The following is a 26,074-nucleotide window of genomic DNA, read 5'->3' on the forward strand; positions in this document are numbered from 1 at the left end:
TATGCGCCTCGTCTTCCGGGGCAACGCCTCAGGAAGCACGGTGCGGAGTGGTAGTTCAGTTGGTTAGAATACCGGCCTGTCACGCCGGGGGTCGCGGGTTCGAGTCCCGTCCACTCCGCCATTTATTTACGCTCTTCGGAGCAACAGGGGATTGAGACCACGCCAGGCTCAGTCAGCTGTCTAAACCAGTTTTGTGCGGAGTGGTAGTTCAGTTGGTTAGAATACCGGCCTGTCACGCCGGGGGTCGCGGGTTCGAGTCCCGTCCACTCCGCCATCTATTTTGATGTTTCGATTTAGTCGAGACATTGGCAAAGCGAAAGCGACGCCAACAGGGGATTGAGACCACGCCAGGCTCAGTCAGCTGTCTAAACCAGTTTTGTGCGGAGTGGTAGTTCAGTTGGTTAGAATACCGGCCTGTCACGCCGGGGGTCGCGGGTTCGAGTCCCGTCCACTCCGCCATCTATAAGTCAAAAAGGCTCTGTCGAAAGACAGAGCCTTTTTGCATTCTTGGAGTTCGATGAGTGGGCGGTTCAGCGACCCGTAAGCGCTGGGCACCATCAACCCATCCATGGTGCACCCCTCCGCTCGGCGTCCTGCCTCGCGCTCAAGCGCTGCGTTGCTGCTGCGGTTCGCACTTGTTGTATTGCCAACAACACCTCCATGTGGCGGTGCCCTGTCGGCGTCCTGCCTTCACCTCAGCGAACTGCGAAGCTGCGCTTCGGTTCCGCTTCGCCCGCCATCTATAAATGACAAGGAAATGGTAGAGACGCCGCTACGGGGCACCACGCCCATAGGTTCGTTCTGCCAATTGTGCTAACGACACCTCCCTGTAGCACCCCCCAGGCTACCTTCCCTGGTAGCCGCTTCGGGCCTGCGTCGCTGCTGTGGTTCGCACTTGGTGTATTGCCAACAACACCTCCATGTGGCGGTGCCCTGTCGGCGTCCTGCCTCCACCTCAGCGAACTGCGAAGCTGCGCTTCGGTTCCGCTTCGCCCGCCATCTATTTCGATAAAGCCTCATCTTCGGATGAGGCTTTTTTCGTTGTTATTTAGAAATTGGAGTTGGAGTGGACGGTGCAGTGGTTCGTGCCTGGTCTACATGAACAACACGTCCTTGTGGGATCCCTCCTGTCGCCATCCCTGGCTCCACCTCAGCGAACTGCGATGCTACGCATCGGTTTCGCTTGGCCCCTGGTGAATCTCTCCTGTCGGATTCCTGCCTCCACCTCGCCAGACTGCGATACTTCCTATCGGTTCAGGCTTGCCCTGTCTCCGCGTTCGAGCACTGCGTCGCTTTGCGACGGTCGCTCTCACCCTGCCTCCACCTCGCTTAGCTGCGAAGCTCGCCATCTTTCTCGGCCAATCGCTGCGCTGCTGCCAAGCGCTCGAGTCCAGTGATGTTCAGTGCTAAGCCTGTGATGTCAGCATGAGGCGCTCTTTTTAGGGCTTTAATGGCGGAAATTTAAGAGGTTACCGGAAGAATTCCGATTTTCTTCATAAGCTTAAAGCTGCTCCCTTTTCGCCAATGGATCCGGACGACTCGGTTATGGAATCTCGAACCCGACAGCAATTGGACAGCGCCCGGCAGGAGTTGCTGGATATGGGGCTGCGCGGCAATGCGCTGCTCAGCTTCCGACACTCGGCTCGCCGTACCCTGGAGATCCTTGATGAGTCACCTCAGCCCCTGTACGACGCTCTGGTGGAGCAAGGCAAGGCGCTGAGCTTTGCGCCGCTGCCACCGCCCTGGGACGCAGAGCAGGCTGAAACCCCCAGCGAGGAGGCCCTGGTCAAACATCTGGACGCACTCAAGGGGGAGAAGCGACACCAGGACCGTTTGTTGCAAACCCGGCTCAAGCCCAAGCCACTGGATACCCGGTTGCGACGCATCGCCAATGAGGCTCAAAGCTGCATCCAGGAGATGGGGATCGACATCCTCTACCTGGCGCTCGGTTTCCTGCACTGGCGCTCAGAGCCGGACCAGGTCCGCCGTGCCCCCTTGGTGCTTATCCCGGTTCGCCTGCAGCGCAATGATGCCCGTAGTCGCTATCAACTGGTCTACAGCGGCACCGAGCTTGGGGAAAACCTGGTACTGGAGGCCAAGCTGGCCAGCGACTTCGACCTGACCCTGCCTCGCTTTGACAGTGAGACATCGCTGCAAAGCTACTTCGACCAAGTGGCTGAGGCCGTTGCCGGGGAATCTCAATGGCAGGTGGCACCGCAGGAGCTGGCCCTGGGCTTTTTCGCCTTTGGTAAGTTCCGCATGTATCAGGACCTGAGTCAGGACCAATGGGGCCTGGAGCAGCTCGAGGGTTCGCTGCTTAATCGGCTGTTTGACCAAGGCTTTGCCCCCATTGAGCCGGAGTCTGCCGACACGCCTCTTTGCCTGATCAAGGACGCCGATGCCAGCCAGTCGGAAGCGGTGCAGGCCAGTGGTCAGGCTGAGGGGCTGGTCATCCAGGGCCCGCCAGGCACCGGCAAGTCCCAGACCATCAGCAACATCATTGGCCAGGCACTATCAGAGGACAAAAGCGTGCTGTTCGTGTCGGAAAAGATGGCGGCCCTGGAGGTGGTGAAACGACGCCTGGATGCCTGTCACCTGGGCCATGCGGTGCTGGAGCTGCACAGCCACAAGAGTAACAAGCGCTCGGTTCTCAGCTCCATCGCCGATGCGTTGGCCCAGGGGCAGCCGCAATCACCGGATCGCACCGAGCAGTGGCAGCAGCTTGAGCAGCTGGAACAACAGCTGGCTCGTTACGCCGATAAGGTCAATCAGCCAGTAGGACAGAGCGGCGTCCCCTTCGCCGATGCGGTGGCTGAGGCCATGAGTTTGCGGCAGCAGCACGGCGATGATCTGCCCAAGGTGCCATTTCATGCCATCTCCGGTTGGGATGAAAGCCAGTACCGAGCCCAGCTTCAGGATACAGAGGCATTGGTGGCTCAGTTGGAAAAGATGGGGCCGCCGTGCGATCACCCTTTTGCCGGCAGCGAGCTGCAAAGCTTCTCGCCTCAGCTGGAACAGCACCTGTCAATGAGATTGGCCAGTGCCGAGGGACGACTGAAGGGGCTGCTGAGCAAGTTAAACACGCTTAGTGAAGCCATGGCCATCGCACCGGCCGACAGCTTAAACGAAGCCGAGCGGCTGCTGCTAACCGCCAGACAATGGCAACAGGCGCCGGACCTCAGCGGGGTTGAGAGTGATGACCCCCAGTGGTCAGACCCGCAAATCCTGGCACAGATCGGCCAGGGGCAGCGCTTGCAGGCGTTAACGGGCAGTATCGAGCAGCGCTTTGTCCCCACCATGGTATCTCAGCCTGTGCTGTCATTACGCCAACAACTGCAGGCCTCGGTGGGCAAGTGGTGGCGCTGGCTCAGCCCAGGCTATCACCGCGCCAAGCAGCAGCTTACAGGCTTGCTGCGTACGCCCTTGAGCCAGGGGCCGGGTCAATGGGTGCAGTGGTTGGATGAGGTGCTGGAGTATCAAAAGCTCGAACAGGAACTGGCGGGGCACAGCGAGCGGATGGGCAGTCTGTTTGGACAGCATTGGCGGGGTCAGGACAGCGACTGGCCCCTGCTTCAGGCCCAGGCAACCTGGCTGGAGCACTACCACGGTCTGAGTCAGCGAGACCAGGTGGACCCGGAGCTGCTGTTGTCTATCCGTCAGGACGACGCCAGCCCCTTGCCGGAGGGGGCCTTGGCCGGGGCCGAGCATCACATGGAGCAATGGCAGCAAGCGGTGGAGTCGCTGAGCCAGCTGCTGCAATATCGGGCGTTAATCGAGGACAGCGAACGCAGTTGGCCCCAGTGGCAGCAATTGCTTGGACAGTGGCAGCAGGCCGAGGGGCTGTATGAACTGGCCCGATTCAATCAGCTGCGCCATCAGCTCAACCTGGCGGGTCTGGCAACCCTGACCTCCAAGGCCTTCCGCTGGCGGGAAGCGCCAGAGCGTTTGTGCCATGGCTTGGCACTGAGCTGGTACGAGGGCTGGGCGGCCTACGCCTATGAACATGAGCCGGAGCTGAGCCTGTTTGACCGGCTGAGTCAGGAGCGGGCCGCAGCGCAGTATCGCAACCTGGCGGGGCAGGCCCAGGGCTTTCATCAGGAGGCGCTAACCGCGCGACTGTATCAGCACCTTCCCAGCGCCATGGCCCGGGGCGAGGTGGCACTGCTGCGCAAAGAGTGCAGCAAGAAGCGCCGTCATCTGCCCATTCGTCAGCTGATGAGCAAAGCGGGCAGGGCGGTACAGCAGATCAAACCGGTGTTTATGATGAGCCCCATGTCGGTGGCGACCTATCTGCCCGCCGAGGCGATGGAGTTTGATCTGGTGGTGTTTGATGAAGCCTCCCAGGTGAAGGTGGCGGACGCCCTTGGCGCTCTGCTGCGCGGGCGTCAGGCCATCGTGGTGGGGGATACCCAGCAGATGCCACCCACCGACTTCTTTCAACGTGCCTTCGAGTTGGATGACGAAGCGGCCCTGGACAGCGACAGCGCCGACGTGGAGAGCATCCTCAGCCTGTTTTTGACCAAAGGCGCACCACAGCGCATGCTGCGCTGGCATTACCGCAGCCGCGACGAGTCGTTGATCGCCGTTTCCAACCAGGCCTTCTACCAAAACCGTCTGGTGGTGTTCCCCAGTGCCGGCCAGGACCCCGACGCTGCCGGCCTCTCCCTCACCCACCTGCCCAACACCCAGTACCAGCGAGGCAGCAGCCGCACCAACCCCGAGGAGGCCAGTGCCGTGGCGCAAGCGGTGATGCACCATGCCCAGCAGCGACCACAGCGAAGCCTGGGGGTGGTGGCCTTCAGCACCGCACAGCGTGAGGCGATCATTGAAGCGTTGGAGTCCCTGCGTCAGGCGTCACCGCAGCTTGAGCCCTTTTTCCAGCAGCATGAAGAGGAGCCGTTCTTTGTCAAAAACCTGGAGAACGTCCAGGGAGATGAACGGGACAGCATCTTCATCAGCCTGGGCTACGGCCGCAGTGAGGATGGGGCGTTGCGGCAGAACTTTGGTCCACTTAACCAGCAGGGCGGGGAGCGTCGCCTGAACGTGTTGATCACCCGGGCGCGTCGACAGATGCGGGTATTCAGCAACTTTATCGCCGATGAGTTAACGGTGACGGAGAACACCCCACAAGGGGTTCGCGCCTTGCAGCAGTTCTTGCGCTTTGCCGCCGATCCCCGTCAGGTGCAGGCTCAGGCGGCGGTCAGCCAGCCCGGTGGGGCCCTGGCGCGTTGGCTGCACCAGCAGGCCGCCCAGCAGCATACTGGGCAGACATTGGGGGATATGGGCACCTGCGGCGTTTACATCGACGCGGCCCTGGCCGACAGTCACCAGCCTCACCGCTACTTGTTGGCGGTTGAGGGGGATGGCCGCAACTATGCCAGTGCCGCCTCGGTGTACGATCGGGAACGCACCCGGCCGGCGGTACTGGAGGGGCTGGGTTGGCGTCGTTATCGGAGCTGGAGTGTGGACTGGTATCGTCAGCCTATTACCGAGCAGGAGCGACTTAATCGGGCCATTGCCGAGGCTCAGGCCGCCGCGCAGCAGCCTTTGGACAGCGAGGTCGAACCGGCAGCATCGGCCCAGGGGGCGGAGATTGTTCGCTTGGCACCGGCCCCCAACAGCGCCTTGACCCAGCCCTACCAGGCCTTCGATCCCCGCGTGCTTCGCCCCCGCACCGCTTGGGAGCTGACCGAGGACAGCCAGTTGCAGAGCGAGCTGATGCAGATCTTGGCGCTGGAATCGCCGATCCACGAGAAGCGGCTGGTGTCGCTGATCTGCCAGGCCTATGGGCTCTCCCGGGCCAGCAGCAAGATCCGTGAGCGGGTGGAGCGGCTGTTGACCAGCGCCAAGCCCAGCCCGGGCCAGCAAGCCCCCTTCTGGTTTCATCCGGAGCAGGGGGTACGGGTACGGGACCGTACCGGGTTGGAGGCGCCGCTGCGCAAACTGGAGTGGATCAGCGATGCCGAGCTGTCCCAGGCGCTGTTGCTGGCGGTGGAGCACAGCCTGCAGATCCGGTCAGAGGCGGCGATGGACTTGGCGATGGACCTGCTCGGGTTCCAGCGCTTATCCGCCAGTGCCAAGTCACGATTGGCGCTCTGTCTGGCCCAGCTGCTGGACTCCGGGCGGCTGCAGCAGCAGGGCGAAACCCTGTCGCTGGCGGCCAGTCAGTAGGCGCTGCTACAGCAGTGGCGCGAACATGTAGAAGAACTGCTCAGTCAGCTTCTTGTTGAGCGGGCGCTGCTGCCAGAGGTGATGATCCAGCTGATAGGAGTGATTGCGGTAGCTGGCCATCAGCTCGGTCAGCTCGGAGCAAAAGTCCGGATCATCCACCGCCAGGGTTACCTCACTGTTGAGCTGCAGGCTGCGCATATCCAGGTTAACCGTGCCGATCAGGCAGTGGTCATCGTCAATCAACACCGCCTTGGTGTGCAGCAGGCCGCCCTGGAATCGGTAGATCCGCACACCCGCCCGCAGCAGCTCCTCGAAGTAGCTACGGCTGGCCCACTCCACCATGGTGGAGTCGTTCTTGTCCGGCAGGATAAGGTCCACCCGGATGCCACTTTGCGCTGCGGTAACCAGCGCCTCCATCAGGTGCTCTGAGGGGACAAAGTAAGGGGTACAGAGGGTCACGCTGCGACGGGCGTGGAAGATCCCCAGCAACAGGGTTTTCTGTATCACGGTTTCCGGCAGCGCCGGGCCTGAGGGGATCACCTGCACCGTGTGGTTATGGTTGGCGCTGCCCAGCGGCGGTGTTGCTGTGGGCAGCCGGTCCAGCAGGCAGTCGCCGCCTTCCACCTGCCAGTCCCAGGCTTGCAGTGCGGCCAGGGTGGGCACGGCGGGGCCGGTGACCCGCACCATCACGTCGATCCACTCGCCAACACCGGCACCCTGCTTGAAGCAGCGGGGATCCACCAGGTTCATCGAGCCGGTATAGCCGATTTGGTGGTCAATGGTGATGATCTTACGGTGCTGGCGCAGATCCATGCGCCGCAAGAACATGCGGAACATGTTTACCGCCAGGGCCTTGGATACCTGGATGCCGGACTGGCGCATCCGCTTGGGCCAGTCGGTACGGAAGAAATCGCGGCTGCCACTGGCGTCCAGCAGCAGGTACACCTCCACCCCTCGCTCGCTGGCGGCGATCAGCGCTTCGGCCACCTCGTCGGCGCGGCCGCCGGGGTGCCAGATGTAAAACTCCAGCTGCAGGTGGCGCTGGGCTTCTCCAATGTCCTTGATGATGGCATCGAAGATGTCGTCCGGGGTGCTGATCAGGGTCAGATCATTGCCCAGGGTACTGGGGATCCCCAACTGGTTAAAACACAGGGCGTGGATAGGGTGGGCGTTCGGGCCCATGTTGCCCTGGTATTGGCGATGATCCCGCTCGATCAGCTGAAACCAGTCGCGGTAGCCGGAGAAGATCTGCAGCGCCCGGCTGCGACGGCTTCGGCCCAGGTTGGCCTCGCCAAACAGCAGGTAGAGGGCAACGCCGAACAGCGGCAGGATGAAGATGATCAGCAACCAGGCGGCGGAGACACCCACGGCGCGGCGCTTGAGCGCAATGCGCAGCGACACCCCGGCGACGATCACCCAGTAGAGCGCCACGCTCAACCAGCCCGCGATCAGATAGATCTTGTCCATGCCATCCCGTTTTATAAAAGCAAACTCAATAATTTAAGTCGAAGAGCCCTGGTCAGACAAGTGTTTGTCACTGGGCTTGCTGGGCATCGTCACGTATGCGGAAGCGAACCACCATGGGATAGTGATCGGAACTCTCGAATTCGTGGCCGATCCAGGCGAGATCCGCTTCCAGGTGCGGACTGTATAGAACATGGTCGAGGGGCTGGCCCATAAAGGTGGCCGATAGCTTGTCGCCAAAGTCCACCGGCTGCAGCCCCAAACTGGTGGCCATCGCGGTCAGCTGGCGCTGGCGGGCGCCGCTCCAGCTGTTGAAGTCGCCGGACAGGATCAGAGGGCCCTGGTGCTCCCGCACCGCCTGCTCCAGCTGGAACAGCTGGGTGTTGTAGGTGGTGGCGGAGACGAAATTGATGGCGTGGATGTTCACCACCATCAGTGTCTCTTCCCGCTGCTCGATGGGATATTCGGTCAGGACGAATACCTTGGCAGTGGAGAGCAGCGGTTCGCGGGCATCCGACAGGAAGGTCTGGTAGCGACTGGGATTGACGTTGGCAGCAGTGAGCACGCCGGAGCGCTGTTTTTCATCCAATACCAGGTTGGGGCCAAAGACGTAGCCATGGCGCTCGGCCACGGCCAGGTGCGCCGGACCCAGGTTGGCCTCCTGCAGGGTGATAAGATCCGGCTGAAACTGGGCGTGCAGCGAGCGAAACTCCTGTTGCCACTCGGGGTTGTTGACCTGCTTGAAGATGTTCCAGTTGAGCAACACGATCTCATCCGCCAGTGCCGGTGCCATGGGATCAGGCTGATGACGCACCGCTTCCGCCACCGGGGTGTAGGGACAACCGGCGAGGGTTAAGGCGAGGGCGACGGGGAGCAGCGGGCGTAGCATGGTTGGACAAACTTCCTATGGACGACAGGCCTCAGCCTATTGCATCGTTTGAGTTGGTGCAATGTCAGGGGCCAACGCTGAGTGACTTGCGGGCCGGCTGTCCAGGGACTTGAACTAAGGAGAATGGGATGGGATTGAACAGGATAAAGCGCTGGCTGAGCGTAGCGATGGTGTCTTTGCTGATGGGCTGTACCGGCTTGCCTGAAGGGGTGGAGCCGGTCGAATCGTTTGAGCTGGATCGCTACCTGGGCACTTGGTACGAGATAGCGCGGCTGGACCACTCATTTGAGCGGGGCATGGAGCGAGTCACTGCTGAGTACCAGATGCGGCCCGATGGCGGCGTCAGGGTGCTCAACCGCGGCTTTGACACCGAGCAGGGAGATTGGCAGGAGGCGGAAGGGCGGGCCTATTTCGTCGGCTCCGACGAGGTTGGCCACCTTAAGGTCTCCTTCTTTGGGCCCTTCTTCGGCAGCTACGTGGTGTTCGATCTGGAGCCGGAGTACCAATACGCCTTTGTCGCAGGGAACAGCACCGATTACCTCTGGTTGCTGGCACGCACCCCGCAAGTGAGCGCCTCGGTGCGCCAACGCTTTATCGAGCAGGCTGCCGCGCGGGGCTTCGATACCGACGCGCTGATCTGGGTGGCCCAGGAGTAAGCCAACAAAAAAATCCCGGCCATTGGCCGGGATTTTCAGTGAACACTCGAATCACCAGATCTTGACCCGGTCCTCTTCCGGGATGTACATCGCATCGGACGATTTGACGTCAAAGGTGGTGTAGAACTCCGGCACGTTCGACAGCGGGCCATTGGCACGGAACTGCGACGGCGAGTGGGGATCGGTGGCAACCCGGTTGCGCAGTGCCTCCTCCCGGTACTTGGCGCGCCAGATCTGGGCAAAGCCGTAGAACAGGCGCTGTTCGCCGCTCATGCCGTCAATCACCGGCGCGGGCTGGCCATTGAGCGAGAGCTGGTAGGCCTTGAGGCCGATGGTGATACCGGAGAGGTCACCGATGTTCTCACCCAGGGTCAGCTGGCCATTGACGCTGAGATCGTCAAACACCTGGTAGCTGGCGTACTGCTTGACCAGCTTGCGGCCACGGCGCTGGAACGCCATCAGGTCCTCTTCGGTCCACCAGTTGGTGAGGTTGCCGTCGGCATCAAAGCGGGAGCCCTGATCGTCAAAGCCGTGGCCCATCTCGTGGCCGATCACCGCGCCAATGCCGCCATAGTTGACCGCATCATCCGCTTCCATATTAAAGAACGGCGGCTGCAGGATGGCGGCGGGGAACACGATCTCGTTCATGGTGGGGTTGTAGTAGGCATTCACCGTCTGCGGGTTCATGTGCCATTCCCACTTGCGGATCGGGCCGGCCAGCTTCTCCAACTCGTGCTGGTGACTCCATTGGGCGGCACGCATGGTGTTACCCACCAGATCGTCCGCCTGAATGCTCAGAGCGGAGTAATCGGTCCACTGGTCCGGATAGCCGATCTTGGGCGTGAAGGCCGCCAGCTTCACCTTGGCCTTGGCCTTGGTTTCCTCGCTCATCCAATCCAGCTCGTCGATGCTCTGGCCATAGGCCTTACGCAGGTTCTCCACCAGCTCCGACATGCGGGCCTTGGCTTCGGGAGTAAAGTGACGCTGAACGTAGATCTTGCCGATCACCTCGCCCAGGTCGGCGTTGACCTTGTCCACGCCACGCTTCCAGCGCGCCTGCGGCTCCGCCTGACCATTGAGCTTGCGGGCGAAGAAGTCGAAGTTCTCGTCATCCAACGCCTGGTTGAGGCTGCCGGCGTAGTTGGTCAGTACCGCCCAGGTCAGGTAGGTCTGCCACTGGTCAACGCTGAACTGGTCAAACACCTGGTTAAAGCCCTCGATGTAGGTGGGCTGGTTGACGATCAGGTGAGGCTGCTCATTCAGGCCCAGTGCGGTCAGGTAGGCGGTCCAGTCAAAGTTGTCGGCGAGGTCAGGCAGCTTGGCCAGCGGGATCTTGTTGTAGATCTTCTCGCTGTCACGATTCTCTACCCGGGTCCATTGGTGCTCAGCCAACGCGGTTTCCAGTGCCAGCACGGTATCGGCCGCCTCGGCGCCGCCCTCCAGGCCGGCCAGCTCATACATCTTCTCGACGTGGGCGCGGAACTGGTCACGCAGGGTGACGAAGCGCTCCTCTTCGTTGAAGTAGTAATCCCGATCCGGCAGTGACAAGCCGTATTGATACAGATAGGCCGCGTACTCGGTGGATTGCTTGGCGTCGACGTTGATGTAGTAGACGAAGGGGACGCCGACTCCCAGGGTCTGGGCATGGCCAAAGTAGGCTGACACCGCTGACTTGTCGTTGAGCTGAGCGATACGCTCAAACTCGCCATTGAGTGGGGTTACCCCCAGCTGTTCGACGGTGTCGGTATCCAGCACAGAGCGGTACAGATCTGCCACCTTCTGCTCATCGCTGCCCTGGGTCAGCCCGTCGGTGGCGGCCAGCTCGTCGATGATGTCGCGCACGTCTTTCTGGGCTTTCTCGCGCAGATCATAGAAGGCGCCGGTGGTGGTGCGATCCGCGGGGATCTCTGCGGTCTTGAGCCAGCTGCCGTTCACATGGCCGTAGAAGTCGTCCTGGGGCCGGATGCTTTGGTCAAAGTTGGCCAGCTCGATACCGGAGTTCAGGGCTTGCTGCACCGCTTCAGCGGTAGCGCTGGGCTGGCTGACGTTTTGGCTGCAGGCCGCCAGTACCAGGGCGGACGCGCACAGCCCGCCAATGATGACTTTCTTCATCCACTTATCCTTATGGTTGAACAATTTATAATCTTGCCAGTGTCGGATACTACGAGAGCACCGAACAGATTCAAAGCATCCAGGCCACAAAGTTGTAACTCCAGGTGTCAATTAACACTGCAATTTCTATGCGTTAGCCAAAAAGGGAAGGGGATTGAACAGGCAGCGCCTTGGGCCGGGCACTACTATGGGATCCAGGCCCATTGCTCCAGCAAGGAGAGTTCGAGATGAACGACGCAAACCCCGGCAGTTTTGTCTGGCAGGATCTGACCGTGGACGATCCGGTGCCGGTCGCCCACTTCTATCAACAGGTGGTGGGCTGGCAGATCCAGACCGTGGCGATGGAGGGCTACGACGATTTTGCCATGGTCGCGGGCGATAAGATGGTGGCGGGGGTGTGCCACGCCCGTGGCGGCAATGCGGATATGCCGCCGCAATGGCTGCTCTATGTGGCGGTGGCCAATTTGGAGGAGAGCCTGGCCAAGGTAGCCCAGGCCGGTGGTCAGTGCATCGCCGGGCCCAAGGCCTTGGGGGAGGATCGCTATGCGGTGGTACAAGACCCGGCGGGGGCGGTGCTGGCGCTGTATCAGTCCGCCGGCTGAGGACGCAGGCTGGGCAGCGCCCGGCGCCACAGCTGAGCCAGCAACACACCGCTGAGGATCAGGCTGCCGCCGACCCCATGGGCCCAGCTGAGTTGCTCCCCCAGCAGCACGACGGCGCTGGCGGTGGTCATCAACGGCACCAGGTTCATAAAGATGGTGGTGTTATTGGCACCAAGGATATCGATCCCTTTCATCCAGCAATAGGGGGCGACGATGGAGGCGGCGATGCCGGCAAACAGCACCAGCGGCAGTGCTTCGTTGCTCACCGCCATGCTGGGGCTGAGCAGGGCAGCGGGGGAGAGCCAGACCAGGCCAAACAGGATCTGCACGTACAGCGACTGCCACAGGTTCAGTGGGATCACCCAGCGACGGATCAGCACCCCATACAGGGCGTAGGCGCTGGCGCCGGCCAACAGCAGCAGATCACCTCGGTTTACCCCTTGGCTTGATAGGCCAGCCAGGTCACCACCGGAGAGCAGGATTGCCAGGCCGGTAAAGGAGATTAGTGCACCGAACAGGCCACCCAGGGTGGGGGCGTCACGCAGGATCAAGGTACTGAACACCATGGTGATCAGCGGCACGGTGGCGCCGATCAGCCCCATGTTGGTGGCGCTGGTACTGGCCGCCGCCACGTAGGCCAGGCTTTGAAACGCCACGATCCCCAATCCCGCCAGCACGGAAAGCTTAAGCAGGTTGGCCGTTACCACTCGGCGCAATCGCCAGACCTGGGGCAGGATGAAGGGGGTTAGGATCAGGGCCGCCAGGGCCCAGCGGTAAAACGAGATGGCTGCCGGCGAGATCACCTCCGCTGAGACCTTGCCAACCAGGGTATTCCCGGCCCAAAGGACGACGGCGATCAGGGGGTAACAAAACGGGTGCACGGCAACTCCTCTCTGGCCTGGCGGTAAACTGCGCGGGCATTGTATAGTGTCGATTAACAATCAAATAGCTCAAATCGGACATGGTGCACGGGGATCAGGACAAGTTGAATGACGGGGTGGATCGCTACCCCCTGCCGCTGGAGCCCGAAGGGGAGATATACCTGTTAAAAGAGGAGGTAGCGCCGGAAACCACCTTTCTGCCGCACCGCCATCAATGGGGTCAGCTCAACGTGGTGGACCGAGGTGTTATGGAGATCGGGGTAGAGCAGCAGCGCTGGCTGTCGCCACCCCAGTACGGGATCTGGATCCCGCCGGATGTGATCCACTCCAGCTACAGCCGCCAGCGGGTGGCCTACCGGGCGCTCTACCTCAATCGCCAATGGTCCGGGCAGCTGCCCAGCCAGCCCTGCATGATCAAGATATCGCCACTGCTGCGGGCGGTGGTGGCGGATCTGTCCCGGCGTGAGATCAACAGCCCCACCAGTGCGGCAGACCGTCGCCTGGCCCAGGTGATCTTCGACCAACTGCTGCAAGCCGATCCTGAGCCGGTCTATCTGCCCGACAGTGATGATCCCTTGATCAAGCCCATCCTGCGCGCTTTGCAAAGTGCCCCAGCCAATGATGACCCCCTGGCGGTGTGGGCCCAGCGGCGCCACAGCACCGAGCGTACCCTGGCACGGCATTTCCAGCGGGAGCTGGGCATGAGCTTCAGCGAATGGCGTGGCCGGCTGCGCTTTCTTGCCTCCCTGTCGCTGTTGCGAAAAGGTTTGTCTATCAAAGAGGTGGCCCTGGAGCTGGGCTACAGTACCTCGTCGGCCTTCATCGCCCTGTTTCGTCGTCATGCGGGAATGTCGCCGGAGCAGTATCGTCGCGAGCGGGGGCTCAACGCGCAGCGACAACTGGGGTAGACTGGCGGAGAAAAGAGGTTATGGAGAGACGACGTGCGTGATCTGAGCGATATACGGCGAGAGTACCTGCAGGGTGGCTTGCGCCGCAATGATCTGCCGGACAACCCGATCCAGCAGTTTGAAACCTGGATTGATCAGGCCAAGGGGGCAGAGCTGGCGGATCCTACCGCGTTCAGCCTGGGAACCGTGGATGAGCGCGGCTGTCCGTTTCAACGCATCGTGCTGCTGAAGCAGTTTGATGAGCGGGGGTTCGTGTTTTACACCAACCTGGGCAGTCGCAAGGCCAAACAGATTGAGCACAACCCTTTGGTCAGCATGCTGTTTCCCTGGCACGAGTTTGAGCGCCAGGTGCACATTACCGGCCGCGCCGAGCGGCTGAGCACCGCCGAGGTGATGCGCTACTTCGTCAGCCGGCCCCGGGACAGCCAGATCGGCGCCTGGGCGTCGCCGCAGAGCAGTACCCTGAGCGCGCGCAGCGTGTTGGAAGGCAGCTTTATGAAGATGAAGGAGAAGTTTGCCAAAGGCGAGGTGCCGCTGCCGGATTTCTGGGGCGGCTACCGGATCATTCCAGATACCATCGAGTTTTGGCAGGGAGGCAGTCGTCGGTTGCACGATCGCTTCCTGTATCAGCGTCAGCAAGACGGCTGGTCCATTGAGCGTCTGGCACCCTAGTACCGCCCTGGGCCGCCGGCAAACGGCGGCTCCATAACCCATCACCACGGCGACATTGCCAGCCCAGCGCCCGGTAAAAATGCTGGGCGGGGCGGTTGACCGCACAGTGCAAGGTGGCGCGCTTCACGCCGAGTTGCTGCAGATAGGTCTGGGCCGTTTCCATCAGCGCCCGGCCTAGCCCCTGTCCCTGGCTTTGCGGCTCCACATAGAGAGCGTGGATCCCCGGGCTGACCTTATTGACTGCCACAAACGCCGTCACCTCACCATCAACCTGGGCGACGAAGGTACGACCCTGGCTGGCGATGAATCGAACCAGCCGGGACATATCCAGCTCGTCGTTACTCTCGCAACTGAGAAACACCTGACGCAGCTTGTTAATATCCTGTAAGCTAGCTTGGCGAATGACCATAAACACTCTCGTGACCGGGTGGAAACAGGGGCGCTATGCAGACCTGGCGCCCCGAGAGACTCGCCTTGTCGCATTCAGCGCAGGGTGAGCGAGCCTTAGAGACAAGCCTTAGGTGTAGACCCCAGTACCACAGAGGGCAACCTCGTTGGCCGCAAGCAGGAGCAAGACCGGATGACATGGAAACGTTTTGGCGGCCCCCGTGGCCGCCGTCGTCTGATGATGGCGACCGGACTGGGCCTGGTCGGCCTGCTGGTTAATCTGTTCCCCATTCCCCTGTTCTCCAACATCCAGCTGGTGCTGGGCAACGCCCTTTTTATCTTCTGCGCCAGCCGGCTGGGTTATGCGGCGGTCGCCTGGTGTGCGCTACTGACCCTGACCGGGCTCTACATCAGCTGGGGCCACCCCATCATCTACCTCACCTTTGGCCTGGAGGCGCTGTTTGTTACCGCCATGCGGCGCCGGGGTTGGTACCTGCTCTACGCCGATCTGCTCTATTGGGTATTGATCGGCATGCCGCTGACTGCACTGCTGTTTGCCACCCTGTTTGATCTGCAGCGGGAGTACATCGCCTTTACCGTGCTCAAGCAGGGCTTCAATGGCATGCTCTACAGTGCTGCGGCCAGTGTGGCGGTGCTGATGGTGCCCAAGGTCTGGTCCAAGGGCTTGCGTCAGCAACCGGTGCTGGTTCGAGAGTTTCGCCACAAGCTGAGCCACGCCCTGGTGCTGTTGACCACCCTGATGCTGATGGTGTCGCTGCTGGTCTACACCTCCCACCTAATGCGCGCCCAGCAAACCCTGCTGTTCAGTCAGATGAAGGACAACAGCGCCCAGCTGGCCGGTCAGTTCGATGATTTTCTCCAGCGCCACATGGACGCCCTGACGATTGCCGGCCATTGGCTGCCGGATGTGCGGGTCGACCAGCGCACCTCGCTGCTGCAGTTGCAGCGCCAGTACCCGGATTTTCTCCGCCTGGGGGTGACTGACGATCGCGGCGTTATCCTGGTGGATACCGATCCCGGTGCGCCGCTGCGCTCGCAAAGTGCCGAGAACGCGGCCTACCAAAGTGCGGTGCGCCACGCCCGCCCTTACCAGTCGGCGGTGTACGCTGGTGGAGTCGGCGGACTGGAGCCGGTGTTGGTGATGGCAGCACCTTGGTACCAGTCCGACGGCAACCTAGGTGGGATGGTGGAGGCAACCCTGGCGTTGTCGCAGCTGCACCAGTTCAACGATCTGGATAAGACCCAAAAGATGGTGCTGATGGATCAGCGTGGCCGGGTGATCTCCGCCTCCAACGGCTTGCCCCTGACCCTGCTACAGCCAGCCAAGCTGTATATCCGTAAGCCTGAAACCGGCGAACACGCCGCCGAATTGTCGCTGACCCAGCCGGAGATCCCGCTGCCGGAGTACTTCAGCAAGTCCTACACCATGAATAACGACTGGCAGTTGCAGCTGCTGGTGCCCTACCGGCCGGCGGCCGAGCGGGCAGAGCAGCAGTTTGTGTTGGGGCTGGGGATGCTGCTGCTGGCCCTGGTGCTGACCTCGGCGCTGACCCGATACCTCAGCAGCTACCTGACCAAGCCGCTGGAGAATCTGGCCCGGGCCATTGCCCAGCCAGAATTGGGCGAGCGCCCCTTGCCGGGACTGCCCAGTGGGTCAGCCCGTGAGATCCTGGTGTTGCGGGAGGAGCTGGAGACCCAGCGCCAGGCGATCCATGCCCACCACGAGGAGCTGGAGTGCAAGGTGGCACGGCGTACCGAGGAGCTGGCCCAGGCCAATGCCCGGCTGGAGCAGTTGGCGATGCGCGATGGCCTCACCGGGGCATTCAACCGGCGCTATTTCGAACAGCAATTCGAAACCCTGCGCCAGCTTTGCTTGCGTGCCGGCCAGCCCATGACCCTGGCGATCCTGGATATCGACCACTTCAAGTCGATCAACGATCTGCATGGCCACCTGGTGGGGGACCAATGCCTGCGTGCCTTTGCCAACACCGTCGCGGAGCAGTTTGGCCGTCGTAATGATCTGTTGGCCCGCTATGGTGGCGAAGAGTTTGTGCTGCTGCTTCCACTGCTGGACCGGGAGAATGCTCAGCAGCAGCTCAATGCGCTGCGTCAGCGCATCGCCTGCACCCCGATGGCCCAGACCGACACCGAGCGGGCCCTGATGCTCACCGCCAGCATTGGGGTGATCAGCGTGGACAGCCAGTGGTCGGATTGCGCCCAGACCTGGCTGGATGCCGCCGATAAAGCGCTGTATCGGGCCAAGTCCAATGGCCGTAACCAAGTCTGTTTTCACGCTAACCTTCAGGAACCGAACAAAAATCCTGCAGTCAGCCTGGAAAACACAGCTACCCCGACCACCGGTACCAAGGGTTCGGGTTAGACTGGGCGCCATTGCATAGACAACAGACTCAATGGATGAATATGGCGGAACTGACGCACCTCTTTCAGCGCAACCAGGCGTGGGCCCAAACCAAGACCGACCTGGATCCGGAGTTCTTTAGCAAGCTGGCCAATCAGCAATCGCCGGAGTATCTCTGGATCGGCTGCTCTGACAGCCGGGTGCCGGCCAACCAGATCATCGATCTCAACCCTGGTGAGGTGTTCGTTCACCGCAACATCGCCAACGTGGTGGTGCATTCCGACCTTAATGCTCTGTCGGTGATCCAGTACGCGGTGGATCACCTCAAGGTGCGTCACATCATGGTGGTGGGCCACTATGGCTGTGGTGGGGTGAAGGCGGCGATGGACAACCAGGCGATCGGCTTGGCTGGCAACTGGGTGCGCCATGTGCGCGATGTGTATGAGTCCCATCGTGAGGAGCTGGAGAGCCTGCCGGAAGAGACCCGCTTCCGTCGCCTGTGTGAGCTCAACGTCATCGCCCAGGTGATCAATACCTGTCAGACCACCATCGTGCGGGATGCCTGGCAACGGGGCCAGGAGCTGAATGTTCACGGCTGGATCTACGATGTGGCCGATGGCCTGCTCAATGACCTGGGCATGCGGATTGATTCGGAGACGCCGCTGGCGGCCACCGCTCAGCGTGCCATCCTGAAACTGGGACAAGAACACACCGAATGACAAGGAGGCGCCGATGCGTGCGATGGTGTTGCTGTGGTTGTGCAGTTTTTCCCTGAGCGCGGAGTTGGCGCCGGCCTTTGAGCCTTTGGCCCCCATGGTCGGCAAGACCTGGCGGGGCGAGTTCAGCAACTCGACCCCAGAGCGTCCTATGGTGGACATCTCCACCTGGGAAGAGGCGCTGCAGGGCCAGGCGGTGCGGATCCGCCACAGCCTCAATCAGGGGGAGTACGAGGGTGAGACCTTCATCGTCTACAACAAGGCGCTGGAGGAGCTGGAGTTCTTCTACTTCACCACCGCCGGGTTTTACACCCGAGGGCAGGTAACCTTCGAAGGCGACACCATGATCTCCCATGAGACGGTGACGGGCTCGGAACAGGGGATCACCGAGGTAAAGGCCGAGGTTCGCCTGTTGCCCGATGGCTCCATGGCCCACCAGGCCTATTACCTGCAAAACGGTGAGTGGGTTAAGGGCCATGCCGCCGAGTATCGTGCCATCGAGCCCTGACGCCAATGTCCCATAAAAAAACGCCACCCATTCGGGTGGCGTTGTTGTATCCGGTCAGGTCACTGTGCCTGTTCTCTATGCCTGCTCTTGCTGCTCGCCTTGCTCTTGGCTGACGAAGCGGGACAGCTCGTCGGCAAACACCGCGTGCAGCTCCTCTTCCACATCACGAAGGCACTCTCGTAGCTCAGCGATGGACTCGGCGTTTTCAAAGCGCTCATGCAACAGGGCGACGAGCTGGGATTCTTTTGTAGTCATTAAGGTACCTCCATGCTTCGCTTAATGAAAAAGCCCTTACTTCTGGCCTCTAAACTGGACCGATTGGCCGGGGCTTAGAGCCAACGCTGGCTTTTTTCACTGTCGATTTCAGTGATAACGACAGTATCCGCCGGGGCCGCCTGGAGTGCAAGTGTTGCGCTCATCAACTCGTCGCGACGGAACCAGTGGGCGGTCAGGGTCGCGCCCGGGCCGTAACGCTCCAGCTGCTTGTGTACGTCGGCCTGGCACTGCAGACCGTCCAAAGCAATCAGGCGATCACCCGCAGCGATGCCGGCGCGGTGGGCGCTGCCCCCCTCGCTGACGGCCAGCACCTTAACCCCCAGACCTTCCGCTTGCACCCGGGCACCCAGGGAAGCGCTCAGGACCTGCTTGCTGCGGCCTCCTTTGTCACTGCCGCTGGCGGCTGCGCGCAGTTTCAACTCAACGCCGAAGCCCTCCAGCAGCTGCGCCAGGGGCAGATCCTCGGTGCTGTCCAGGTAGGCAAACAGGTCCGAGGCGTCTCGGCCCAGCAGCTCGGCGACGATGCGCTGATGGCTGTCCTCGGCGGTGCCGACGCCGGTTTGGCCGTGGTCTTGCCAGAGGCGCTGCATCACGTCATCCAGGCTGTAACGGCCCTGAGTCTCGTGGCGCAGGGTCAGGTCCAGCAGCAGGGCAAACATCGCGCCCTTGGTGTAGTAGCTGACGATGGCGTTCTGGGCGTTCTCATCCTGCTTGTAGAACTTGGTCCAGGCGTTAAAGCTGGAGTCGCGCAGGCTCTGCTTGAAGCGGCCCTGACCGCGGGTCACCCGGGTCATCCCCTGGGACAGCATGTCCAGGTAGGTGGCTTTATCGACGCAGCCAGCGCGGTAGACGAACAGGTCGTCGTAGTAGGAGGTGATCCCCTCGTAGGCCCAGAGCTGGCGGGTGTAGCTTTCCTGGCTCAAGTCGTAGGGCACGAAGGTAGCGGGCTTGATCCGCTTGACGTTCCAGTTGTGGAAGTACTCGTGGGAGCAAAGCGACAGGAAGGTGCGGTAGCCGTCGCTCTGCTCAGGCTCGGTCACCGAGGGCAGATCGCCACGGCCGCATACCAGGGCGGTGGAGGCACGGTGCTCCAGGCCGCCAAAACCTTCGCCCACCACCTGGGTCATGAACAGGTAGCGGTCAAACGGGGCCTTGCCGCCAAACAGGGCGATCTGGGCTTCGCAGATCTTCTTCAGATCGGCGCAGATGCGATCGGTGTCCGCTAGGTGGCGACCGGTCAGCACCAGGTCGTGGGGCACCCCGGCGGCCTCAAACTGGGCCAGGGTGAAGGTACCCATCTCCACCGGGTGGTCGATCAGCTCGTCGTAGCTGTCGGCGCGGTAGCGACCGAACTCGTAGCGCTGGGCACCGTCTTCCTGCATCGCGGTGGCAACCCGCCACTGCTGGTAATCGCTGCCCTCCGGCGCCAGGATCTGCACCGATACCGACTTGTCCTCCTGACCCACTACCGCCAGGAAGGTGGCTGAGCCGTTGAAGAAGCCGTGGGTCTGGTCCAGGTGAGCGCCGCGAACGGAGAGATCCCAGGCGTAGACCTGGTAGCGCAGGGTGACCTCGGCGCCGTTGTTCACCAGCGCCCAGCTTTGCTTGTCCAGTTGCTCAAGCTCGACCGGCTGACCTTGGCTGTCCAGCGCGTGGATGCCGATGATGTGGCGCGCAAAATCCCGCACCATGTAGCTGCCGGGCAACCAGGCGGGCAGGGTGAATTGCTGACCGGGGGCCGCCTCAGTGAGCTGGATCTCCACCGCAAACAGGTGAGCCTGGGGGTCAATGGGTTGGATTTGGTACTGGATCATGGGCGCTTTCAACCTCCTTGCGCAATATCATTCAGCGATTGTATGCGCACTGTTAGGAGAATGTCAGCCATTCAGGCGCCGCCGAGTGCGATAGCAGCTATCGGTTTTTGCCTTATCCGCCGTATACTAAGGCGATTCTTAGCTGGCCTGACACAGGGAAACCACCATGGCTGAAGAGACCATTTTCTCCAAGATCATCCGCAAGGAGATCCCCGCTGACATCCTCTACCAGGACGAACTGGTCACCGCCTTTAAGGACATCAGTCCGCGGGCGCCGCACCACATCCTGATCATCCCCAACCACCAGATCGCCACCAGCAACGACGTCACCGAAGCCGACGAGCCGGCACTGGGTCGATTGTTCACCGTGGCGGCCAAGCTGGCTAAAGAGCTGGGCATCGACGAGGACGGCTACCGTTTGATCATGAACTGCAACCGTCACGGTGGGCAGGAGGTCTACCACATCCACATGCACCTTCTTGGCGGCAAGCCGCTGGGGCCGATGTTGAGCGTATAAAAGAATTCACCTGCATTATTGGCACGTGATATTAGATAAAGAGGTTGCCATCTTTTGGCAACCTCTTTTCAGTAGGGAATGGGTAGTAGCAAAAAATAATGAGTATGATTAGAGCCAACGAAGTTGGTCTCTTTCTGAAAATGGATTTTCAATGGTTATTTTTATCTTCGCACTGTATTGTGCCTTAGCAATTACGATAGTTTATGTTTCTGATGCGTTGCTGAAAATACAATACACAGAGTTTTCCTTAGTCTGGAAGAGAGACAAGCGCCCACGGGGCTACTTCTTCGTCCCGAAAGGAAGCAGCGTGGCTAGCTTCTGGGAACGGGCACATAAAGATGTTGACTCTCAGTATGACTGGGTTAAAGGTCATCAGAGAGCCGCCCGGTTGTTTAGGATCTACAAAGCACTGAAAAGGGTGTTTATCGGCTTCACCATAGTACTGATCCCACTCATGCTGGTGTTAAAGGTATTTGGTTACTAGCGCGGGATCTTATGGTTTCTTTTACTGTGAAGTCCGGTGGTGATTTTCCCATCAATTCGATATGTTTTGGTAACTGTTAACCAGGCTAGGCATTAGAAATTGGAATAATTAATGTTCCAATTCACTTTTGCTCCCCAAGAGGTATTAGAATTAGGCGATAACAATGAAAGATGTAACAGACCGTAGATTTTCAACCATTGCAGCCAGAGTATTATTATGTCAGATCGTTGCTTCACTTGGCATTTTGATGTTCTACAGAGAGATTATAGCTGGCATAGACAAAGTCTTGATGGCGGTGGGTTTGTATATAGCTTTAGAACCTGTCACTATGGGATTCTTTTTCACGCTGTTATCGATTTCCTTGTTCATTCCAATTCTGTCAATAACTGTAGCAGAGTTGCGTGTATGGAGATCGGGATGTAAGAAAAGGTTTCGTCTGGCGTTCTATTTCATTGTTGTTTTTATTAGCGTGCTTAGCACCTACTTGTTTTTATTTGGAGTGTAGGGCACCTACTCGCTACCTTTTCTAATATACGGGTTGACCATAGGCGTCAGAGGAGATTGAAACTCTTTGATGGCGCTACGGGGCTTGCTGCCGGTCAGTCGGGCATCGCTCGGGAAAGATGAGGGCGTCAATGCGTCAAGCCCTCACCAGTGGGGCGTCCAGTTTGCCGCGGTACCGCTACCAATTCGGCGGCAAGCCGCTGGGGCCGATGCTGGCGGTGTAGTATTCCCTCGAGGAAATGAAACCGGCGCAATGAGTGATCACCGCGCCGGTTGGGTTTAGGGCAACTTTGTTCGCTTAAATGTCTCGCCGCGGGACTCATTTGCCCAGGCCGCGCTTCACCGTGCTTTTCAGGTTGAGCATGAAGTCTTTAAAGTGAGGCATGAAGTTCACAAACAGCGGGTGTTTGCGCTGCTGCATCATCATCGGCCCCAGGATCCGCAACCCCACCGCCAACTGGGTGGCGGACTGGGCATCCAGTTCAGTGTGGGCCTTAATGTTTTCCACCGTGGCGAACACGTTCTCCCGGTCTTCTACCTCAAACTCCAGCCGCTGATCCGCCATTTCGCCTACCGCATCGATGGGCTCGATGATGACGCGAAAGCCTTTGCTCTTGCCAGTTTTTACTTGGTTAGTTTCAGATTGCATCTTGGACTCCTATGGGAATGGGGGCGACATTCATTGCGCTGAGCTCATGGCTTGAGCGCGCCAGCTTTAGTGCAATGGCATCAGGGTGGGGTCGCAGGGACTTAGCTTTTCAGAAAGGCTTCCAGCTTGGGCTTGATGGTCAGTGAGATGATCATCATCAGCATCAGTCCCACCGGCAGCGCGGCAATAAAGCCACTGCGCCAGGCGTCGGTAAAGGCAGCGGTGTCTGCAAAGCCCACATTGCGGGTTGCGGTGGTAAAGGCCATCAAGGATTCCATGACCACCGCCATGCAAAGGCCTACCAGGGCATTGCGCCGATTTTCACCGGCCTTGGGCAATGCCACGGCTGCCAGTTTGGTTAGCCCGGTCATGGCTATTGCCCCTGCGGGCATCATCACCAGTGCAGTGACCAGGAAGGCGCTGCCCCAGGCGGAGAAGAACTGGGCGTTGTAGCCCAGGTTGACGTAGGTCATTACGCCGGTCAGGGTGCCGCCCATCAGGCTCATCATGGCGGCCACCACCAGTACCTTGAGATACAGCGGGGTCTTATGCGGTTCGACACCCTCAACGGGCAGTGCAAGTTGTGCGCTCATAGTGGCTCCTGTCTTGATTCGTTCACCGATTAAGTTGATAATGTCAACTATAGCGAAATGGTTGATAATGTCAACCATGTTTTGGTTTGTAGGAGCTTATTGATGTCCGATCCTTCCCTGCTAGGCAGCCTGTTCCGCCTGGCGCACTCTTTAAAAAGGCAGACACATCAGCAGATTGAGCAGATGGACCTGGCCATTGCCCCGATGCACGTGCGGGTGATGAAGATCATTGATGGCAGTGCGCCTTGCACCGCGAACGATGTGGTTCAGTTCCTCAACCGGGATAAGGCCCAGGTGACCCGGTTGCTGAAGACCCTGATTGAGCAGGATCTGCTGCAGCGCGAACCCAACCCTAATGACAAACGCAGTCAGCTACTGACGGTGACCGAATCGGGGGCGGCACTGATGCAACGGATGGCGGTGGTGGATGCGACCACCTACCAGACGATGACAAAGGGTCTCAGCGCGGACGAGCTGGATGCCTTTCATCGTATTGCCGATCAGATGGCACAGAACTTGGCGGAGCGCTGAAAGGCTGGGAAGTTAGGGCTTGGGTGAGAGCACAGCACAATCACGCAGCAGTTTGCCGGCGGCAAACAGTCCACAAGCCAAAGAGGAGACTGTGGTGACCAGCCATCGGCTGCTTATTGCATGTCCCTGGCTAAGGTCGAGATAAAGAAACAAGCCGCCATAAGCAACCAGCCCGGCTGTCAGGCCGATAGTCAGGCTGCAACCCAGGGTGGAGAGGGTGCTGAAAAGTCCAGGTTGTGCCACTGCGCTTCTCCCGTTGTCGTTAGCTTGAATCAACGTTAGCTGGCACCGTGATTACCCACCTGACGTCATTTGCCCCACTCTGTGTAAGACCCAAACGCTATCTTCCGCAGGCATTATCTGCTGGCTTTTCACCCGGTAACGGCGGGGAGGCTGGCGGTGACGGGGCAGGGCGGTATACTGGGCCGCGCAATGGGCGGGCAGCTTGTCAGCCACCAATTCGTTCCCCGTGAAGGTAAGTAAGCAATGAGCAAAAAAGGCGACCCGCGTCAGCTGTCCATCCAGGTCCAGGCCAAGAACGAAGCGATGGCGATGGCGCAGTACCAGTTGCTGATTGACCAGGCCCGGGGCCAGTGCCCTGAGGTAACCGACAAGGTGCAGTGGGATGCCAGGGCCAAGTGTCTGGTGGCGACCTTAAGCTTCCCGGATGCGGTAGAGCGCCAGCGCTTCGAGCAGTCCTTTAACGGCTAAGACGCTGGGCCGGGCCTAGAGCAACAGGCCCTGGGCCAGGAACAGCACAAAGAAAAACGCCACGGCATCGGTCAGGGTGGTCAGCAGTGGGCTGGCCAGCATGGCCGGGTCCAGCCCCAGCCGCTTGAGCAGCAGCGGCAGCACCCCTCCGATGGCCACCGCCAGGATACTGGAGACCGAGTAGGCCAGGCCGATCACCAACGGCAGCAGCACCAGTCCTTCGTCGCTGCGAAGCGAGGCCAGGCCCGCCAGCAGGGTGCCGATCACCAGCCCCACCACTACCCCCACCGGGATCTCCTTGGCCACCACAAAGCCCAGCTTGTTGGGGCTGAGTCGGTCTACCGACAGCTCACGGATCGACACCGCCACCGCCTGGTTGCCCACCGCGCCACACAGGTTGGCCACCAGTGGCAGGAACGCCGCCAGCACCACCAGCTGGTCCAGCACCGGCTCGTACAAGGCGATCACCGACACCGCCGCATAGCTTAAGGCCACCGAGGGCAGCAGGAAGGCCAGACGACGCAGGATCCGGCTGCCCAGGCCCATGGTGCGAAACTCCTCGCCGCCGAGGATACCCCCCTGCTCCAATAGCTCCCGCTCGGCCTGTTCATACAGGGCTTCCTGCAAGTCCTTGTGATCCACCACGCCGATCTGGCGACCGCTGACGTCCACCAGGGGGAACACCGAATAGCGCAGGTGATCGAACACACTCTTGAGTTCGTCCAGCGGCATCGCCGGATCCACCGTGGGGATGGCGTCGTCCACCAGGGACTGCAGTTGCTGATCCTGATCTGCCAAAAGCAGCTCCCGCATCGCCACCGCCCCGGCGTACTGGTGCTCTTCATCATGCAGATAAACGTAGCGCTGCTCGAAATGCTCAATCTGCTCGGTGCTGGCCCGCAGGGTGCGCACCACGTCCGCCACCTTGGCCTGGGAGGCGAAGCTGAGCATCTCGGTCTTCAGCAGGTTGCCGGCACTGCCCGGCTCGTAGCGCAGGGCCAGCCGTAGTGACGCCACCAGGGGCTGGGGCAGGGCGGCCAGCACCGCCTCGCGCACATCAAAGGCCAGCAGGCCGATCACGTCCCGACGGTCGTCTGATTCCATCCGCAACACCAGATCCGCCGCCAGGGTTGCAGGCAGCTGGCTGAGGATGGCGGCGATGCGCAGATCCGCTAGGTGGTCGAGCAGGTCGGTGGCCAGCTCAATCTCACTGCAGGCCATCAGCCGCCAGAAGCCCACCGCCTCCTCCTCGCTCAGGCTGCGCAGCAGGCGACCCACGTGGGAGGGGGAGGTGGCCCGAATAAGCTCAGGTAGGCCGGCCATCTCGCCCTGACGGATCTGCTTTTGCAGCTGACGATAGGGTGACGGGCTGGCGCTGGAAACGCTGGACTCAGACATGATGGCGAGGACTCAATTGGTGACTGGGTTAGGGTTGCAGTCACTCACGGTAGCATTGTGCAGAGGACAAAACACACCTTGGTATATCAAAACCTTGAGCCCGATAACGTGGTAACGCTGGGCGTTTCTGATGGTAACGCTGAGAGCACACCCGATGCAGGCGGCGGGCTTTGGGTGACTGCGGCGATAAGTCCGATTCGAATCCCCCAACACGGGCTGAGCGTATCGTCCTCGCTACATTCTCGCTTCAC

The 26,074-nt window shown here is 60.4% G+C and carries 24 protein-coding genes and 3 tRNA genes; 16 read left to right on the plus strand and 11 right to left on the minus strand.

From position 1 onward, the window contains the following. Positions 1-44 precede the first annotated feature (44 nt). The 4 genes from BUC04_RS19750 to BUC04_RS19765 all read left to right on the plus strand — a co-directional run bounded on the left by BUC04_RS19750 (position 45) and on the right by BUC04_RS19765 (position 6,171). Positions 45-121, plus strand: a tRNA-Asp gene (locus BUC04_RS19750). Between the two features lie 76 nt (positions 122-197). Continuing rightward, positions 198-274, plus strand: a tRNA-Asp gene (locus BUC04_RS19755). Between the two features lie 108 nt (positions 275-382). After that, positions 383-459: transfer RNA gene (locus tag BUC04_RS19760), tRNA-Asp, on the plus strand. 1,086 nt (positions 460-1,545) lie between these two features. Then, a complete protein-coding gene (locus BUC04_RS19765) occupies positions 1,546-6,171 on the plus strand; it encodes a DUF3320 domain-containing protein (RefSeq protein ID WP_073326107.1) in 4,626 nt (1,541 codons plus the stop codon). A gap of 6 nt (positions 6,172-6,177) precedes the next feature. Here the strand turns inward: BUC04_RS19765 and cls are convergent, their stop codons facing one another. Continuing rightward, a complete protein-coding gene (gene cls, locus BUC04_RS19770) occupies positions 6,178-7,638 on the minus strand; it encodes a cardiolipin synthase (protein WP_067661852.1) in 1,461 nt (486 codons plus the stop codon). A 67-nt stretch (positions 7,639-7,705) separates the two neighbouring features. Next, a complete protein-coding gene (locus BUC04_RS19775; RefSeq protein WP_067661854.1) occupies positions 7,706-8,524 on the minus strand; it encodes an endonuclease/exonuclease/phosphatase family protein in 819 nt (272 codons plus the stop codon). A 143-nt stretch (positions 8,525-8,667) separates the two neighbouring features. On the opposite strand from BUC04_RS19775, the gene BUC04_RS19780 reads away from it, so the two are divergent. Then, positions 8,668-9,180, plus strand: a complete 513-nt coding sequence (locus tag BUC04_RS19780) for a lipocalin family protein (RefSeq protein ID WP_067662114.1) — start codon at positions 8,668-8,670, stop codon at positions 9,178-9,180. A 51-nt stretch (positions 9,181-9,231) separates the two neighbouring features. Here the strand turns inward: BUC04_RS19780 and BUC04_RS19785 are convergent, their stop codons facing one another. Beyond that, positions 9,232-11,292, minus strand: coding sequence for a M13 family metallopeptidase (locus BUC04_RS19785; protein WP_067661856.1), 2,061 nt, complete (start codon positions 11,290-11,292; stop codon positions 9,232-9,234). Between the two features lie 227 nt (positions 11,293-11,519). On the opposite strand from BUC04_RS19785, the gene BUC04_RS19790 reads away from it, so the two are divergent. After that, the gene (locus BUC04_RS19790; protein WP_067661858.1) at positions 11,520-11,894 is read left to right on the plus strand and encodes a VOC family protein; all 375 of its coding nucleotides are present in this window, start codon (positions 11,520-11,522) and stop codon (positions 11,892-11,894) included. On the opposite strand, the gene BUC04_RS19795 is transcribed toward BUC04_RS19790, so the two are convergent. Next, on the minus strand, positions 11,879-12,775 hold the full coding sequence (locus tag BUC04_RS19795) for a DMT family transporter (RefSeq protein ID WP_067661860.1): 897 nt from the start codon (positions 12,773-12,775) through the stop codon (positions 11,879-11,881). The genes BUC04_RS19790 and BUC04_RS19795 overlap by 16 nt on opposite strands. An 80-nt stretch (positions 12,776-12,855) precedes the next feature. Between BUC04_RS19795 and BUC04_RS19800 the strand changes: the two genes are divergently transcribed. Both BUC04_RS19800 and pdxH read left to right on the plus strand, forming a co-directional pair. Beyond that, positions 12,856-13,683: an AraC family transcriptional regulator gene (locus BUC04_RS19800; RefSeq protein ID WP_082766733.1), complete on the plus strand. Its 828-nt coding sequence runs from the start codon at positions 12,856-12,858 to the stop codon at positions 13,681-13,683. A 33-nt stretch (positions 13,684-13,716) separates the two neighbouring features. Beyond that, on the plus strand, positions 13,717-14,355 hold the full coding sequence (gene pdxH / locus BUC04_RS19805) for a pyridoxamine 5'-phosphate oxidase (protein ID WP_067661863.1): 639 nt from the start codon (positions 13,717-13,719) through the stop codon (positions 14,353-14,355). Here the strand turns inward: pdxH and BUC04_RS19810 are convergent. Further along, positions 14,246-14,764 (minus strand): GNAT family N-acetyltransferase, encoded by a 519-nt coding sequence (locus tag BUC04_RS19810; protein ID WP_073326110.1) that lies wholly within the window; start codon positions 14,762-14,764, stop codon positions 14,246-14,248. The genes pdxH and BUC04_RS19810 overlap by 110 nt on opposite strands. Before the next feature lie 171 nt (positions 14,765-14,935). On the opposite strand from BUC04_RS19810, the gene BUC04_RS19815 reads away from it, so the two are divergent. From BUC04_RS19815 to BUC04_RS19825, 3 genes are read left to right on the plus strand one after another with little or no spacing between them, the layout of a single operon-like run. Then, complete coding sequence (locus BUC04_RS19815) at positions 14,936-17,143, plus strand: sensor domain-containing diguanylate cyclase (protein WP_143165806.1); 2,208 nt, start codon at positions 14,936-14,938, stop codon at positions 17,141-17,143. A gap of 41 nt (positions 17,144-17,184) precedes the next feature. Further along, positions 17,185-17,841 carry a carbonate dehydratase gene (can, locus tag BUC04_RS19820; protein ID WP_067661868.1) on the plus strand — a complete coding sequence of 219 codons (657 nt, stop codon included), beginning with the start codon at positions 17,185-17,187 and terminating at the stop codon, positions 17,839-17,841. 13 nt (positions 17,842-17,854) lie between these two features. Continuing rightward, entirely contained in the window at positions 17,855-18,346 is a 492-nt protein-coding gene (locus BUC04_RS19825) for a hypothetical protein (protein ID WP_067661869.1), read from the plus strand. A 75-nt stretch (positions 18,347-18,421) separates the two neighbouring features. Here BUC04_RS19825 and BUC04_RS19830 read toward each other — a convergent pair whose 3' ends face one another. Both BUC04_RS19830 and BUC04_RS19835 read right to left on the minus strand, forming a co-directional pair. Next, entirely contained in the window at positions 18,422-18,601 is a 180-nt protein-coding gene (locus tag BUC04_RS19830) for a hypothetical protein (protein ID WP_067661871.1), read from the minus strand. A gap of 74 nt (positions 18,602-18,675) precedes the next feature. Next, the gene (locus BUC04_RS19835) at positions 18,676-20,436 is read right to left on the minus strand and encodes a M61 family metallopeptidase (RefSeq protein ID WP_067661873.1); all 1,761 of its coding nucleotides are present in this window, start codon (positions 20,434-20,436) and stop codon (positions 18,676-18,678) included. Positions 20,437-20,602: 166 nt separating this feature from the next. Between BUC04_RS19835 and hinT the strand changes: the two genes are divergently transcribed. From hinT to BUC04_RS19850, 3 genes are all read left to right on the plus strand, one after another. After that, complete coding sequence (gene hinT, locus BUC04_RS19840; RefSeq protein ID WP_067661874.1) at positions 20,603-20,953, plus strand: purine nucleoside phosphoramidase; 351 nt, start codon at positions 20,603-20,605, stop codon at positions 20,951-20,953. Between the two features lie 151 nt (positions 20,954-21,104). Continuing rightward, positions 21,105-21,437: a hypothetical protein gene (locus BUC04_RS19845; RefSeq protein WP_067661875.1), complete on the plus strand. Its 333-nt coding sequence runs from the start codon at positions 21,105-21,107 to the stop codon at positions 21,435-21,437. Between the two features lie 163 nt (positions 21,438-21,600). Next, a complete protein-coding gene (locus tag BUC04_RS19850) occupies positions 21,601-21,942 on the plus strand; it encodes a hypothetical protein (RefSeq protein ID WP_143165807.1) in 342 nt (113 codons plus the stop codon). 318 nt (positions 21,943-22,260) lie between these two features. On the opposite strand, the gene BUC04_RS19855 is transcribed toward BUC04_RS19850, so the two are convergent. Both BUC04_RS19855 and BUC04_RS19860 read right to left on the minus strand, forming a co-directional pair. Continuing rightward, entirely contained in the window at positions 22,261-22,590 is a 330-nt protein-coding gene (locus tag BUC04_RS19855) for a DUF3861 domain-containing protein (protein WP_067661880.1), read from the minus strand. Positions 22,591-22,691: 101 nt separating this feature from the next. Then, the gene (locus tag BUC04_RS19860) at positions 22,692-23,183 is read right to left on the minus strand and encodes a DUF2798 domain-containing protein (protein ID WP_067661883.1); all 492 of its coding nucleotides are present in this window, start codon (positions 23,181-23,183) and stop codon (positions 22,692-22,694) included. A 102-nt stretch (positions 23,184-23,285) separates the two neighbouring features. Between BUC04_RS19860 and BUC04_RS19865 the strand changes: the two genes are divergently transcribed. Next, positions 23,286-23,714: a MarR family winged helix-turn-helix transcriptional regulator gene (locus BUC04_RS19865; RefSeq protein WP_067661885.1), complete on the plus strand. Its 429-nt coding sequence runs from the start codon at positions 23,286-23,288 to the stop codon at positions 23,712-23,714. Between the two features lie 12 nt (positions 23,715-23,726). Here BUC04_RS19865 and BUC04_RS23765 read toward each other — a convergent pair whose 3' ends face one another. Continuing rightward, positions 23,727-23,957: a hypothetical protein gene (locus BUC04_RS23765; protein ID WP_143165808.1), complete on the minus strand. Its 231-nt coding sequence runs from the start codon at positions 23,955-23,957 to the stop codon at positions 23,727-23,729. Between the two features lie 243 nt (positions 23,958-24,200). Between BUC04_RS23765 and BUC04_RS19870 the strand changes: the two genes are divergently transcribed. Further along, a complete protein-coding gene (locus tag BUC04_RS19870; protein WP_067661887.1) occupies positions 24,201-24,425 on the plus strand; it encodes a hypothetical protein in 225 nt (74 codons plus the stop codon). A gap of 15 nt (positions 24,426-24,440) precedes the next feature. Here BUC04_RS19870 and BUC04_RS19875 read toward each other — a convergent pair whose 3' ends face one another. Continuing rightward, on the minus strand, positions 24,441-25,823 hold the full coding sequence (locus BUC04_RS19875; RefSeq protein ID WP_067661889.1) for a magnesium transporter: 1,383 nt from the start codon (positions 25,821-25,823) through the stop codon (positions 24,441-24,443). Positions 25,824-26,074 lie beyond the last annotated feature (251 nt).

Source organism: Ferrimonas marina, from assembly GCF_900129905.1.
In the GTDB taxonomy this organism is placed as follows: domain Bacteria; phylum Pseudomonadota; class Gammaproteobacteria; order Enterobacterales; family Shewanellaceae; genus Ferrimonas; species Ferrimonas marina.